Annotated in this window: 10 protein-coding genes and 2 pseudogenes; 4 read left to right on the top strand and 8 right to left on the bottom strand. The window is 71.9% G+C overall.

Going from position 1 to position 13,072, the window contains the following annotated elements:
- Positions 1-33 precede the first annotated feature (33 nt).
- From QFW81_RS05340 to QFW81_RS05325, 4 genes and pseudogenes are all read right to left on the bottom strand, one after another.
- Positions 34-1,380, bottom strand: a complete 1,347-nt coding sequence (locus tag QFW81_RS05340; protein WP_280577577.1) for a DUF2235 domain-containing protein — start codon at positions 1,378-1,380, stop codon at positions 34-36.
- Between the two features lie 51 nt (positions 1,381-1,431).
- Complete coding sequence (locus QFW81_RS05335) at positions 1,432-2,073, bottom strand: hypothetical protein (RefSeq protein WP_280577576.1); 642 nt, start codon at positions 2,071-2,073, stop codon at positions 1,432-1,434.
- Positions 2,074-2,299: 226 nt separating this feature from the next.
- Complete coding sequence (locus QFW81_RS05330; protein ID WP_280577631.1) at positions 2,300-3,301, bottom strand: isoaspartyl peptidase/L-asparaginase family protein; 1,002 nt, start codon at positions 3,299-3,301, stop codon at positions 2,300-2,302.
- Positions 3,302-3,739: 438 nt separating this feature from the next.
- Positions 3,740-4,000, bottom strand: a pseudogene (locus tag QFW81_RS05325) (Type 1 glutamine amidotransferase-like domain-containing protein); the annotation flags it as partial.
- Between the two features lie 343 nt (positions 4,001-4,343).
- On the opposite strand from QFW81_RS05325, the gene QFW81_RS05320 reads away from it, so the two are divergent.
- The 3 genes and pseudogenes from QFW81_RS05320 to QFW81_RS05310 all read left to right on the top strand — a co-directional run bounded on the left by QFW81_RS05320 (position 4,344) and on the right by QFW81_RS05310 (position 9,126).
- On the top strand, positions 4,344-4,940 hold the full coding sequence (locus QFW81_RS05320) for an RNA polymerase sigma factor (RefSeq protein ID WP_280577575.1): 597 nt from the start codon (positions 4,344-4,346) through the stop codon (positions 4,938-4,940).
- Between the two features lie 4 nt (positions 4,941-4,944).
- The gene (locus QFW81_RS05315; protein WP_280577573.1) at positions 4,945-5,991 is read left to right on the top strand and encodes a FecR family protein; all 1,047 of its coding nucleotides are present in this window, start codon (positions 4,945-4,947) and stop codon (positions 5,989-5,991) included.
- 43 nt (positions 5,992-6,034) lie between these two features.
- A pseudogene (locus tag QFW81_RS05310) lies at positions 6,035-9,126 on the top strand (TonB-dependent receptor domain-containing protein).
- Positions 9,127-9,181: 55 nt separating this feature from the next.
- On the opposite strand, the gene QFW81_RS05305 reads toward QFW81_RS05310, so the two are convergent.
- Positions 9,182-9,784 (bottom strand): lysophospholipid acyltransferase family protein, encoded by a 603-nt coding sequence (locus QFW81_RS05305; protein WP_280577572.1) that lies wholly within the window; start codon positions 9,782-9,784, stop codon positions 9,182-9,184.
- A gap of 32 nt (positions 9,785-9,816) precedes the next feature.
- Positions 9,817-10,221: an alternative ribosome rescue aminoacyl-tRNA hydrolase ArfB gene (arfB, locus tag QFW81_RS05300; protein WP_280577571.1), complete on the bottom strand. Its 405-nt coding sequence runs from the start codon at positions 10,219-10,221 to the stop codon at positions 9,817-9,819.
- On the opposite strand from arfB, the gene QFW81_RS17660 reads away from it, so the two are divergent.
- A complete protein-coding gene (locus QFW81_RS17660) occupies positions 10,214-10,804 on the top strand; it encodes a DUF2059 domain-containing protein (protein WP_331488035.1) in 591 nt (196 codons plus the stop codon). The genes arfB and QFW81_RS17660 overlap by 8 nt on opposite strands.
- Here the strand turns inward: QFW81_RS17660 and QFW81_RS05290 are convergent.
- A complete protein-coding gene (locus tag QFW81_RS05290; RefSeq protein WP_280577570.1) occupies positions 10,790-11,503 on the bottom strand; it encodes a pseudouridine synthase in 714 nt (237 codons plus the stop codon). The genes QFW81_RS17660 and QFW81_RS05290 overlap by 15 nt on opposite strands.
- Positions 11,504-11,714: 211 nt before the next feature.
- Positions 11,715-13,061, bottom strand: coding sequence for a sialidase family protein (locus tag QFW81_RS05285; RefSeq protein WP_280577568.1), 1,347 nt, complete (start codon positions 13,059-13,061; stop codon positions 11,715-11,717).
- Between the last annotated feature and the right edge of the window lie 11 nt (positions 13,062-13,072).

Raw genomic sequence — 13,072 nt, 5'->3', positions numbered from 1 at the left:
GGGCGTGCGCCCGAAGCGCGCGGGCACCGCAGTTTAGAACCGGGGCTCGAACGCGGTCTCGGACCGTTCCCCGGAGGCACGAGCGGCGGCGTCGATCCCGTGCAGTCGCTCTTCCCCCGCCGCCAGCCAGGCCTGACCCAGGGGTCCCTCGAGCAGGCCGAGCGAGAGACCGTCGATGGCGGCACCATCGCCGCGACGCGCGGCGTCCAGCATCCGCTCGACCATGAAGCGATGGTCCGTGGCCGCCGATGCATCGATGCGCGCAACGGGTCGCGGGCCGATGGGCACCGGCCGCCAGTCCAGGCCGGCGGCCATGGCCTCGTTGCGTGGCTCGGCGTCGCGACAGTCGATCCGGCACAGCGGCGGCGGTGCGAGGTCCTCCTGGTGCACGCGGATGCCGTCGCGATCGAACTCGGACGTGCGGTAGAAGATCTGGTGCTGCTCGGAGCGGTGGATCACGTTGAGCGCCGGGTCCTGCGGCTCGGCGCGCTTGGCCAGGAAGGGCTGATCGCCGAGTGCATTGAGGTAGTCGACCATCAGGTTGCCGCTGCGGATCGACAGGCCGTTCTGCCGATAGCCGCCGCCGACATCGCTGTGCGCGCCGGGGACCAGCACGTTGAGGAAGCGCCCGTCGAACGTCGCGCCCATGTCGGCGACCCGCGTGCCCTGGAACAGGTTGCGCCGTTCGTGTTCGGCCGTGAGCTGGAAGCCCGACACCACCGAGGCCGCCGGCCTGCGATCGTGCTCACGCGGTACGCCGGTGCCGACCGGGTCGAACAGGCCGATCGCCTGCACGACGGTGCCGGGCTCGCGCAGGGGTGGACGAGTGAACTCGACGCGCTCGATCAGGCCGTCTCGGCCGCGCTCCACATCTGCGCCTGTGGGGTCCTGGATGCCACGCTGCTCGACCAGACGAGTGAAGCCGGCGGCCTGTTCGGCGCCGCGGCTGAAGCCGATGGAGGCGATGCGGATCTCGACGTCTGGATCTGCGTCCAACCAGATTTTGGCCTGCCGGGCGAACTGGAGATACATGTCCTCCAAGCGCGCCTCATAGGTTCGGCCCCTGATCAAATCAATCGTGCCATCCAGCCCGCCCTGCGTGCCCACTCCTTCGACGTATCCCGCCCCCAGTGCCGACCCACCCGTGGCGTGTTCGTCCCCATCAATACGGTCTTGAAGCTGCTGATGGATCGCCGCGATATTGGTGTGGTTTTCGGGCGGATCACGATGCCGGCTGTTGCCCGTGCCGTCGAACGCCGCCACGAACAGCCGGTCGAATGAATCGCGCCGGAGCAGGACTGGCGCCCGGAATGCTTCCAACTGCGCGCTGGCCTGATCGAAGGCTTGCAAGTCCTCGGCGGTCGCCGGAAACGTGGCCACTCCGTCGGGGTGTCGCTGTCCTCCCATCCTCGACCTCCGTGTCAGGCTGGATCAGTACGTCCTGGTCCACGCCAAGACGAGCTCGTCGCGATAGTTGCTGTGTCGGTTGCCCGGAGTCCGGAGGGACTTGGTTGGAATGAAGGCCCGCATGTACACGTTGATAGTGCGGTCGTTGACCTCCAGGATGATGGCCGGATTCAAGATCGATACGCGCTCAGGGATGTCCTCCCTCGGCACGTGATGGAGAATCAGCCGGTCGCGGAAAATCTCGCCGATATCGACCCGCGCTTCGTGCTGTACGCCATCACGTGAGCGCCAGGCCACCGTCGCCGGCTCGGGAAAGTTCATCACGCCGAGATAGCTGGCGGAGGCATTCTTCAGCGCATCCGGATGAATCTCATCCGTCGAGGGGCGCAGCACGTCATCCGGATGGTCGACGTGACGATGGCCGTTGTAGTCCACGGTGCAGCCATGCGTGGAATAGCAGCGCGCGCCGAAGCTGTGCTGCACGAACTTCAGCGGCCAGTCGGCCACGGTGTTGTCGATGCGTCTGCCGTCGGCCGTCATCGGCCCTTGCCTGGTGTCCGCCATGCCCTGGCATCCCGTCGTCGTCAGCGACGCGACGACGAGCGTCGCGATGATCCGGCGCGATCCACGGCGCCCGCCACCGCAGGCAGTGTGCTGCGCATCCATGCCACCTCCCTGTCTTCCTGCAGCGCCCGGCGAACCGGCGCGGAAGCGACGATAGCGCGGGTCGCGACCGGAGACAAACGCGGCGCGGCAGCCCCCCCACCCGCTCCACACGACTCGGCCTCCGATCCGGAATGCCGCGCAAGACGCGCCGGATCCGAGGCGGCCAGCACCCTCGCCCACGACATCGAACGTCCCCCACTGATCGAAGACGTCATGGGGGCTGCCCTCACGGCATCGGCAACGACTCGTCCGGCCAGATCGCCACGTGCGGTTCGCCGTCTTCGCCGATCCAGCCGCGGTACATGCCCGGGGTGTTGAACGGAAACGCGACGGTACCGTCGGCGCCGAGCGCGATCGCGCCGCCGTCACCGCCGGCGGCGGGGATGTCGCGGTTGATCACCGCGTCGGCGGCGCGCGCCAGCGGATCGCCCGACAGGCGCACGCGCGCGCAGATCTCGTGCGCGGCGGCGGCGCGGATGTAGAACTCGCCCCAGCCGGTGCCCGACACCGCGCAGCGGTCGTCGGCCCAGGTGCCGGCGCCGATGATCGGCGCGTCGCCCACCCGGCCGTAGCGCTTGTTGGTCATGCCGCCGGTGGAAGTGCCGGCGGCGAGCCGGCCCCGGGCATCGAGCGCGAGCGCGCCGACGGTGCCGAAATACGCCTTCGCCGGCAGTTCCGGCCCCGGCAGCGCGGCATGCGGCTTGCTGTCGTCCTGCAGCGCGCGCTGCAGCTGCTGCCAGCGCTTCTCGGTGCGGAAATACGCCGGATCGACCAGCGCGATACCCGCCTCCTGCGCGAAGCGTTCCGCGCCCTCGCCCACCATCATCACGTGGCGCGAGCGCTCCATGATCGCGCGCGCCAGCATGATCGGGTTGCGCACGCGGCGCAGGCCGGCGGCGGCACCGGCGCGACCGCTGGCACCGTCCATGATCGAGGTGTCGAGCTCGTTGCGGCCGTCGTGGGTGAACACCGCGCCGCGGCCGGCATTGAACTGCGGCGCATCCTCGAGCACGGTGATCGCGGCGGTGACCGCGTCCAGCGCCGGCTTGCCCGCGGCGAGTTCGGCGTGGCCGGCGCGCAGCGCGGCAGCGAGCGCGGCGCGCGCGGCCGCTTCCTCTTCCGGCGTGAGGTCGCCGCGATCGACGCCGGCGCCCCCGTGGATCACCAGGCGCGGTGCGTCTTGCGCCACCAGCACGCCGTCGCGCACCGCGTATCGCCGCTGCCACATCGGACGCTCGACCTCGCCCTGCGGCAGGCGCAGCACCGAATCGACGCCCACGCCGATGGTCTCGACGCGATCCAGCTGCATCGGCTGGTCTTCCCGCTGCGGCGCGAACCCGCCGCGCACCACGGTCGCGCCCGCGCCCGGCGCGGTGGCGAACACGCGCGCGCGTCCGTCGCCGTCGACCGCAACCGCGGCGTCCTCGTCCACGCCCAGCCCCAGCACCGGGCGGCCGTCCGACAGCGTCTCGGCCTTGGCGACGAAGGCGAGCAGTCGGCCGAGGCGGTCGCGCTCGCGGAAATGGGTGTCGGTGAGCATGCCGGTCAGCGCGTCGATGTGCAGGAACCCGGCCTCGATGGTGTTGGCCTCGCCCAGCGGATCGGCCAGCGCGCGCGGGCTGACCTGGCTGCCGCCGTCCATCGCGCCGTAGACGAACTCGCCCAGGATCGCGAGCCCGGCGCTGGTGCCGCCGACCGGCTTGCCCGCGCGCACGTGGGCGTCCAGCGCCTGCGCCACCGGCGTGTCCTTCCAGTAGCGCACGTAGCGCGACTGGTCGCCGCCGGCGATGAAGATGCCATCGGCCTTGCGCAGGCTGGCGAGGATCGCCGGATCCCGGGCCGCGTCGCGACCCGAGAACACGAAGGTCTCCACCGACGCCACGCCGCCCACCTCGTCGTGGAATTCGCGCCCGATCTCGCCACCCATCGAGGCGCGCAGCACCACCACGTGGCCGTTGCCGGCCCTGGCCAGGAACCAGCGCAGCGCGTCGAAGTTGCGGTCGCCGCCGCCCATCAGCAGCAGCCCGGGCGCGGTGGTGCCCGGCGTGGGCAGGGCGGGATCGCCGACCAGGTGGCGTTCGTAGTCCGCCGCGTGCGCCGCGCCGGCATGCATCCACGCCAGCACGCAGGCCAGCAGCATCGATCCGATCGCGCGTGTCGTCATCCGGCGTCCTTCGTCCCGTTCGCGGGCCCGTGCGGGAAGAGGACGAACAGTGGCGGCAAATCCCCCGCGCGGCAACCGCGGCCCGCGATCGGCTATGGTGCCGCCCATGCCGACGCCGCTGGACGACTGGTTCATCCGCGAGATCCTCGTCCACGAGGCGCCGCTGATGCAGTTCCTCGTCCGCTCCGCACCCAGCCGCGACGAGGCGCGCGACCTGCGCCAGGAGGTGTACGCGCGGGTGTACGAGGCCGCCGGCAAGGCGCTGCCGCAGCAGCCGCGCGCGTTCCTGTTCGCCACCGCGCGCCACCTGCTGGCCGACCGCGCGCGGCGCGGCAAGGTGGTGTCGATCGAGCCGGTGGGTGATTTCGAGCCCTTGCACGTCCTGATAGACGAGATGTCGCCGGAACGGTGGTGCGGCGGACGCCAGCTGCTGCGGCGCCTGGCCGACGCCTTCGACCGGCTGCCGGACCGGTGCCGCGAGGTGGTGTGGCTGCGGCGCGTCGAACACCTGTCGCAGCGCGAGGTCGCGCAGCGGCTCGGAATCAGCGAGAAGACCGTGGAAAAACACATCGCCAAGGGCACGCGCCTGCTCGCCGGGTCTTTCTACGGCGGCGACGCAGAGGCGCGCGCGACCCGCACGCGCGATGCCGGTGCGGACATGGAGGTGGACGTGGACCTCGATGGACAGCGGCAGTCGGACTGAACCCGTGCCCGCGGCCGACGACATCGAACGCATCGCCGCCGACTGGCTGGCGCGTCGCGACGCGGCGGGCTGGCAGGCGGCGGACGAGTCCGCGCTGCAGGCGTGGCTGGGGGAAGCGGTGGCGCACCGGGTCGCGTTCCTGCGGCTGGAAGCGGCGTGGACTGAAGCCGGCCGGCTGCAGGCACTGGGCGCGGGCTGGCGCGGCGACGGGCCTCCGCCGCGCGGCGCGTGGGCGGTCGCGGGCAGCGGCGTGGCCGCACCCGGTCCCGCGGAGCTGGTGTTCGCACCACGCATGCGCCCGCGCAGCGGCACCGGCCGCCGGCTCGCCGTCGCGGCCGTGGCCAGCGTCGCCGCCTGCGCGCTGGCGCTGGGCTGGGGGTGGTACGCGTTCGCGCCGGTCGATGCAGCCTCGCACGCCAGTGCCCTGGGCAGCGTGCGCACGGTGCCGCTGGCCGACGGCTCGCGCACCACGCTGGCCAGCGACAGCCGCATCGATGTGCGCCTGTCGCGGCGCGAACGGCGCATCGACCTGACCCGCGGCGAGGCCTTCTTCGAGGCCGCGCGCGATCCCGACCGGCCGTTCGTGGTCGAGGCCGGCGCGCGCCGGGTGGTGGCCGTGGGCACGCGCTTCTCGGTGCGCCGCGACGGCGCCGATCTGCGCGTGGTGGTCACCGAGGGCACGGTGCGGCTGGAATCGGACCCGGTCGACGGCGAGCCGCGGCCGGCGGCGCTGCTGCCGGCCGGCAGCGTGGCGCTGGCGCGGCGCGACGGGGTGCTGGTGCGTTCGATGCCGCTGGCCGAGGCCGCGCGCCTGGTCGACTGGCGCAGCGGCCTGCTGGTGTTCCAGGACACGCCGCTGGCCGAGGCCGCGGACGAGTTCAACCGCTACAACGCGCGCAAGATCGTGATCGGCGACGCCGCCGTCGGCGACCTGCGCATCGGCGGCAGCTTCCGCTGGGAGAACGCCGAAGGCTTCGTGCGGCTGCTCGAGCAGGGCTTCCCGGTGCGCGCCGAGTACGCCCGCGACCGCATCGTGCTGCACAGCCCCTGAGCGGCAGCGGGGGATTTGCGCGGCTCGTTCGTCATGACCTGACATGGGGCGCGATTCGCGCGCCGCCTGGGGAACCGCCTTGACACCGTCTCGCCCGCTGCGCCAGTTGCTGCTCGTCCTCGCCTGTTCCGCGGCGCTCGCCGCCCACGCCCAGGCGCCCGTGCCCGGTGGCGTGGACATCGCCGCGGGCGATCTCGCCGCCGCGCTCGATGCCTGGGCGCGGCAGTCGGGCACCCAGCTGGTGTATCGCGCCGACCAGCTGCGCGGCGTGCACACCGCCGGCGTGCGCGGGCTGCCGGCGGAACAGGCGCTGGACCGGCTGCTGCGCGGCAGCGGCTTCGCCGCGCGGCGCGACGCTTCCGGCGCGGTGGTGGTGGTGCGACAGGACATGCTGGCGCAGGCCAGCCCGGCGGCGGCGCCGGTCGCCGCGCCCGCGCCGCCGCCCGCGCCCGAACCCGCGCCGCCGGTGGCCGAACTGGAGACGGTGCAGGTCACCGGCTCACGCATTCCGCGCGCCCAGGTGGAGGGTCCGGCGCCGATCACGGTGATCACCGCCGAGACCATCCGCGCGGGCGGGTTCACCAGCGTGCCCGACGTGCTGCAGTCGCTGACCCAGAACGGCGGCGAGACCCAGAGCCAGCAGTCGGCCGGCGGCGCCGACTTCTCGCCCGGCGCGCAGCAGGTGGACCTGCGCGGCCTCGGGCCCAACCACACCCTGGTGCTGGTCAACGGCCGCCGCATCGCCGACTTCCCGATGCCCTTCGGCGGCCGCAGCAACTTCACCGACATCTCCAGCATCCCGCTTGGCATGATCGACCGCATCGAGGTGCTGACCGGCAGCGCGTCGGCGATCTACGGCTCGGATGCGATCTCGGGCGTGGTCAACTTCATCCTGAAGAAGGAGGCCGACGGCATCACCCTCGACTACCGGTTCGGCCAGACCGAGCGCGGCGATGCCGAGAGTTTCCGGCTCAACGTGTCCGGCGGCCTGTCGCGCGGGGCCTTCAGCGCGGTGTTCGGCGCCGAATACCGCAACCAGCAGCCGCTGTGGGGCTTCCAGCGCGCGCAGCAGGATTCCAGCTACGACGCGCCGAACCCGGAGCGCTACGGCTATCCGCCGCGCAACTTCCTGATCACCGACTGGTGGGACGACTACATCGACCCGGGCGAAGACACCTGCAACGCGCTTTCGCACCTCAACGAGGGCACGATGCACTACGCCGAACGGCGCAACTACGGCAACTACTGCGGCAGCGACCGCGCCGTGGCCTACCGCACCATGATCAGCGAGCGCGAGGGCATCAACACCTACGCCTCGCTCAACTACGACTTCGCCGGCGGCCTGCGCTGGTTCGCCGACGTGCAGGCGGGCCGACACGAGGTGTCGCTGTTCCGCGCGCCGCGCAGCTGGGCGCTGATGACCGCCGACGGCACCGAGTGGGACTACTTCTACAACCGCAACACCGAGCAGCTCGAGTACTGGCAGCGCCAGTTCACGCTCGAGGAGATGGGCGGCCTGCGCAACGGCATGGTCAACACCGTGCAGAAGACCTTCAGCGTCACCACCGGCCTGGCCGGGCGGCTGGGCGAGGCGTGGGACTACGAGGCGGCGCTGGGGCATTCGCAGTACCGGGCCGAGATCAGCTGGCCGCAGATCGTCGCCGCGCGCGCCAACGATCTCTTTCTCGGCCCGCAGCTTGGTGTGGACGAAGACGGCTACCCGGTCTTCGATGCGCCGTACGAGCGCATGTATACCCCGCTCACCCGCGCCGAGTACGACAGCATCTTCGCCCGCACCACCTACCACCCCGAGTCCGATACCCAGACCGCCTCGTTCACGCTCACCAACGCCGAACTGTTCACGCTGCCCGGCGGCGCCGCGGGCTTCGCCGCCACCGCCGAACTCGGTCGCCAGTCGTACGACCTCAAGCCCGATCCGCTGGCGACGCAGTACTACTACTACAGCTGGAAGGATTCCGACGGCGCCGGCAGCCGCAACCGCTGGGCACTCGCCGGCGAGCTGCGCATGCCGCTGCACGAGACGCTGAACCTGAGCGTGGCCGGCCGCTTCGACCAGTACCGCTTCGCCGGCCGCGACCCGAACAAGTTCACCTGGAGCGCCGGCCTGGAGTGGCGTCCGATCGACAGCCTGCTGGTGCGCGGCTCCTACGGCACCGCGTTCCGCGCGCCGGACCTGCACTACGTGTTCACGGGCCCGGGCAACGACGAGACCTCGGTCACCGACTTCTACCGCTGCGACACCCAGGAACCGGACGCCGAGAGCTACGACGACTGCAGCTGGGGCGATGAAGGGATCATCCGCAGCCGCGTCGGCAACCGCGACCTGGAGCCGGAGACCAGCGATTCCTGGACCGCCGGCCTCGTGTGGTCGCCGACCGCGAACTGGGACGTCTCGCTCGACTGGTTCAGCATCGACATGCGCAACCAGGTGCAGGACCTGCGCGCCAACGAAGTGATGCGCTGGGAGCGCGACTGCCGCCTCGGCCTGAACGGCGCCGACCCGGACTCCGCCACCTGCGTCGACATGCTGGCGCGGATCACGCGTTCGGTCGACGGCAGCATCTACGGCGTGCACGTGAACCCGATCAACATCGCGCGCGAGCGCACCCAGGGCGTCGACGCCGCCTCGAACCTGCGTTTCGACACGCCGGTCGGCCTGTTCCGGCTCAACGCCGGCTACACCTGGGTCGATCGCCACGAGATCCAGGAGTATCCGGACGAGGCGGTGGTCGACCAGTTCGCGGTCAACAGCGGCTACGACATTCCCCGCACCAAGGCCAGCCTGCTCGCGGGCTGGGAGAAGAATGCGTGGAGCGCCTCGTTGCAGGGCCGGCGCCTGGGCAGCCTGCCCAACGGCTGGTCCTACGACGAGGTCTGGGAGGAAGGCGATCCGGGCCCGTGGATCGAGGCCACCTACCGCTATACGGCCAACGTCGGCTACCGCTTCAGCGACCACTCGCGCCTCTCGCTGTCGGTGGTCAACTCACCGACGAGATGCCGCCCGCCGATCCGACCTACACCTCGTACCCGTACTACGACATCTCCTGGTTCGACACCGAAGGTCGCAGTTTCTACCTGCAGTTCACCCACAAGTTCGGCGGCAGCGCGCTATGAGCCGGGCGCGCCGGCCGGTGCGCGGCAGGCCGGCCGCGCCGCCGGGAGGCACGGGTCACACCGTTCCGCGGTGCTTGCCCACCCAGGGCGCGTACCAGGCGCGCAGCGCGGCGATGTCGGCGTCCATGTCGCCGGTGGTGTGGAACAGCGGGCCGATGCCGATGCGCCTGTCGGGATAGTGGAAGTAGGCCGGCAGGATCGGCACCTGCGCCTCGTGCGCGATCTTCCAGAAGCCGCTCTTCCAGCGCTCCACGCGCTTGCGCGTGCCTTCGGGCGCGAGCGCGTACCAGACGCGCTCGCTGGCGCGGATCATGTCCACCACCTGGCCCACCGTGCCCTGCGGCGCGCTGCGGTCGATCGGGATCACGCCGAGCCTGCGCAGCAGCGGCCCCAGCGGCCACCAGAACAGCTGGGCCTTGCCCAGCACCCGCACCTCGAAGCCGAGCGCGAGCTTGGCGGCGAACCCCCATACGCCATCCCAGTTGGACGAATGCGGTGCAGCGATCAGCACCAGTTTCGGCAGGTCCGGCAGCGTCCCCGCCACGTGCCAGCCGCCCGCGCGCAGGATCGTGCGCCCCAGCCAGCGGGTGAAGGCGTTGGGCCGCACGCGCGGCACGTTCGGCGGCAGCGGCGGCACCACGTCGTAGCCTGCGGTCATGCGCCTCCCACGCCCTGGCCGTGCCCGCGTGTTCAGTCCCAGTCGCGGCGGGTGCGCGACTGCTTGATCGTACTACGCAGACGCTTCTCGCCCAGGCGCCGCTCCTTCGCGCCACGCGTGGGCCGGGTGGCGATGCGCGGCACCGGCGCGCGCAGGCCGGCCTCGACGAAGGCCTGCAGCCGCTCGCGCGCATCCTGGCGGTTGCGTTCCTGGGTGCGGAAGCGCTGGGCCTGGATCACCAGCACGCCCTCGTCGGTCAGGCGACGGTCGCGCCGGGCCAGCAGCCGCGCGCGCACCGGCTCGGGCAGCGACGGCGAGCCTGCCACGTCGAAGCGCAGCTCGACCGCGGTCGCGACCTTGTTGACGTTCTGCCCGCCCGCACCGCTGGCGCGGACGAAGCGTTCGACGATCTCGCTCTCGGGAATCTCGATGGCCATGGTGGTGAAGTGGGTGGGATCGCCTGCGCGGCATCTACACTTGGGCCGGATGCCACCGGACAGGACCGCCCAAATGTCGCACAGAACCCTGCTGCTCGCCGTCCTGATGCTGCTCGCGCCGTGCATCGGCGCACCCGCCGGCGCCGCGGAGACTCCGCTCGACAATGCACGCATCGACCGCCTGCTGGAGGTGACCCGCGCGCGCCAGATGCTCGATGCGATGCTGCCGCAGATCGAAGCCTCGCAACGTCAGATGGTGGCGCAGCTGGTGGACGGCCAGGCACTCGACGAGGCGCAGCGCGAGCGCATGGAGGCGATCCTCGCGCGATCGGCCGGCGCGGTGCGCCAGGCGCTGGCATGGGAGAACCTCGAGCCCATCTACCGCGACATCTACCGCCGCACCTTCAGCGCCGAGGATATCGACGCGATCATCGCCTTCTACGAAACACCCGCCGGCCAGCGCATGATCGAGAAGATGCCGGCACTGATGCAGCACACGATGGACGCGATGCAGCGGCTGGTGGTGCCGATGCTGGAGCAGCTGCAGCGCGAGATCGCTGCCGAGGTCTCAGCCGGCGGCTGATTCGTCCGGCGCGCGCGGGGCGACGGGGAACAGCGCCAGCGCGCGGACCAGTTCGGCATCCGGCGGCGCCTCCACCTGCATCGGCGCCCCGCTGGCCGGATGCACGAAGCGCAGCCGCTGCGCGTGCAGCAGCATGCGGTGGATGCCGAGCATGCGGAAATGCCGGTTGTGGCGCCCGTCACCGTGGCTGGTGTCGCCGATGAGGTGGTGCGAGGCGTGCTTGAGGTGGCGGCGGATCTGGCGGAAGCGGCCGGTGACGGGGCTCGCACGCAGCAGCGCGTAGCGCGAGGTCGGAAAGCCCGCCGACGGCAGCTCCAGTTCGCAGGTCGCCAGCCGTTCGAACCGGGTCACGGCCGGTTTCTTCAGCGGCTTGCCCGGGCCGCCGTCGAGCGGATGGTCGATGGTGAAGGCCGGCTCCGGCCAGCCGCGGCACACGGCCAGGTAGTCCTTGTGCAGCTCGCCGGCCATCACCGCGCGACCGAGCGCGCCCGCGGTCTCGCGATCGAAGGCCAGCAGCAGGCAGCCGCTGGTGGCGCGGTCGAGCCGATGCACCAGCAGCACCTGGCGCTGGAACTGTTCGCGCAGGCGATCGGCGAGAAAATCGTGCTCGCCGCGCGCCAGCGCGCTGTCGTGCACCATCAGCCCGGCGGGCTTGTCGACCACCGCCAGGTGCGCGTCGGCATGCAGGATCTCGATCATGCGTTCGCTCGCCCGTCGACGCGCGGCGGCCGGCGCAGATCGGCTGCAAGCGGGCGGGCGCTCGACGCCCGCAGCGCGCCATCGGCGATCTCCCGGACCGCGGCGCCGGCATCAACGCATCCGGCCAGGCCCGTTGCGAGCACGGTCGTGCAGGCGAACTCGAGCCGGGCGGCGGCGGCGGTCCCGTCGGCGGGACGGTCGCAACCAGGGCTCACCCGGCCGGCACCACGCGCACGCCAACGAGGTTCGGCGCACCCGCGACCACGTCGGTCCAGACCACGTGCGCCACGCCGCCCACCACCGCCAGCTGCGGGAACCCGGTGGCCCGGCCCTCGCCCCGCGGCGCCGCGATCTCGATCCGTTCGTGCTCGATCGCCAGGTCCGGGCTGCGCCGCGACAGCCACAGCGACTGCCGGCCGGCTTCCTCGCGCTGCCACAGGATCCAGGCCTGGCGCGCGTCGAGCGCCACCGCCACGCGGCCCAGCACCGCCTCGCCCCGGTCGAGCGTGACCGGCGCGGCGAAACGTCCGCCGGCATCGGCGCTGGCCGCGATCCGCACCTCGGGCGCGCCGCCGGCGGCGGTATACCAGGCGACCACCACCGCCTCGCCGTCCGCGGCCACGTCCGGACCGTTCACCGGGCAGGCCGGCATCATCCAGCCGTCGTCGTGCACCGGCTGTGGCGTGCTCCATGCGCTGCCGTCGAAGCGCGTGGCCTGGATGTCGCGGATCTCGCCCTCGCGGCGGCCGCGATAGACCAGCAGCGGCCCGCGCGCGGTGAGCGCGACCGCGGTCTGGCAGCAATCGCAGACCTGCGCGTCGATCTCGGCCTGCGCGCGCGGCTGCAGCTGGGCATCGAACACGGCCGCGCGCAGCGTCATCGCCCCCTCGCCGGCGTGCCCGCCGCCGTGGCCCTGCCCCGCGTCGCGCTCGTGGTCGTGGCCGTCCTGTCCCTGCACGGCGGCGGCGGTCTGGCGTCCGTCCAGCCAGGCCACGCCCAGCGCATCGGCACCCTGCGGCCACAGCGACACGAAGCCGTGTTCGGTGCGGGTGCCGTCGTCGTGCGCCAGCACCGGCGGGGCCCAGTTCGCGCCGCCGTCGCGCGAGCGCGTGAGCACCACGTCGTAGGCATAGGGCGCCTCGCCGCTCTTCTGCAGCCAGTGCGCCCACAGCGCGCCGTCGGGCGTCGCCGCCAGGTGCGGCACGTCGGCCCAGTTGACGAACAGGCTGTTGCCCACCGCCACCGTGGTCATGGCATGCATCCAGCGGCCCCAGTCCGGAGCGAAGGTGCTGAACTGGAATATGTGGCGGCGCCCCTTCTGCGAATTGATCCAGCCCAGCAGCAGCTTGCCGTCGGGGGTCGCGGCCAGGCTGGGCGAGGCCGATCCGGGCAGGGTCGGCGGCAGCGTCCAGGGCTCGATCCGGCTGGGCGCGGCGAGGTCGGTCGCGGCAGCCGGTGACGTGGGCGGTGCATCGCCGCCGCCGCAGCCGGCGATGGCGAGCGCCAGCGCCAGCCCGGTGGCGCGCAGGGAACGTGGCAGGGACGTGGCTCGATTCATGACGCTGGTTC

The organism is Luteimonas kalidii, assembly GCF_029887935.1.
Taxonomy (GTDB): domain Bacteria; phylum Pseudomonadota; class Gammaproteobacteria; order Xanthomonadales; family Xanthomonadaceae; genus Luteimonas; species Luteimonas kalidii.
Note: the sequence above shows the minus strand (reverse complement) of the source record. Positions and strands in the feature narration are given on the sequence as shown.

Bases quoted from the DNA above. Each gene is read 5' to 3' on its own strand.
- QFW81_RS05335 (WP_280577576.1), bottom strand. From the start codon at position 2,073: ATGGATGCGCAGCACACTGCCTGCGGTGGCGGGCGCCGTGGATCGCGC.
- QFW81_RS05330 (WP_280577631.1), bottom strand. From the start codon at position 3,301: ATGTGGCAGCGGCGATACGCGGTGCGCGACGGCGTGCTGGTGGCGCAA.
- QFW81_RS05320 (WP_280577575.1), top strand. From the start codon at position 4,344: ATGCCGACGCCGCTGGACGACTGGTTCATCCGCGAGATCCTCGTCCAC.
- QFW81_RS05305 (WP_280577572.1), bottom strand. From the start codon at position 9,784: ATGACCGCAGGCTACGACGTGGTGCCGCCGCTGCCGCCGAACGTGCCG.
- QFW81_RS17660 (WP_331488035.1), top strand. From the start codon at position 10,214: ATGGCCATGGTGGTGAAGTGGGTGGGATCGCCTGCGCGGCATCTACAC.
- arfB (WP_280577571.1), bottom strand. From the start codon at position 10,221: ATGGCCATCGAGATTCCCGAGAGCGAGATCGTCGAACGCTTCGTCCGC.
- QFW81_RS05290 (WP_280577570.1), bottom strand. From the start codon at position 11,503: ATGATCGAGATCCTGCATGCCGACGCGCACCTGGCGGTGGTCGACAAG.
- QFW81_RS05285 (WP_280577568.1), bottom strand. From the start codon at position 13,061: ATGAATCGAGCCACGTCCCTGCCACGTTCCCTGCGCGCCACCGGGCTG.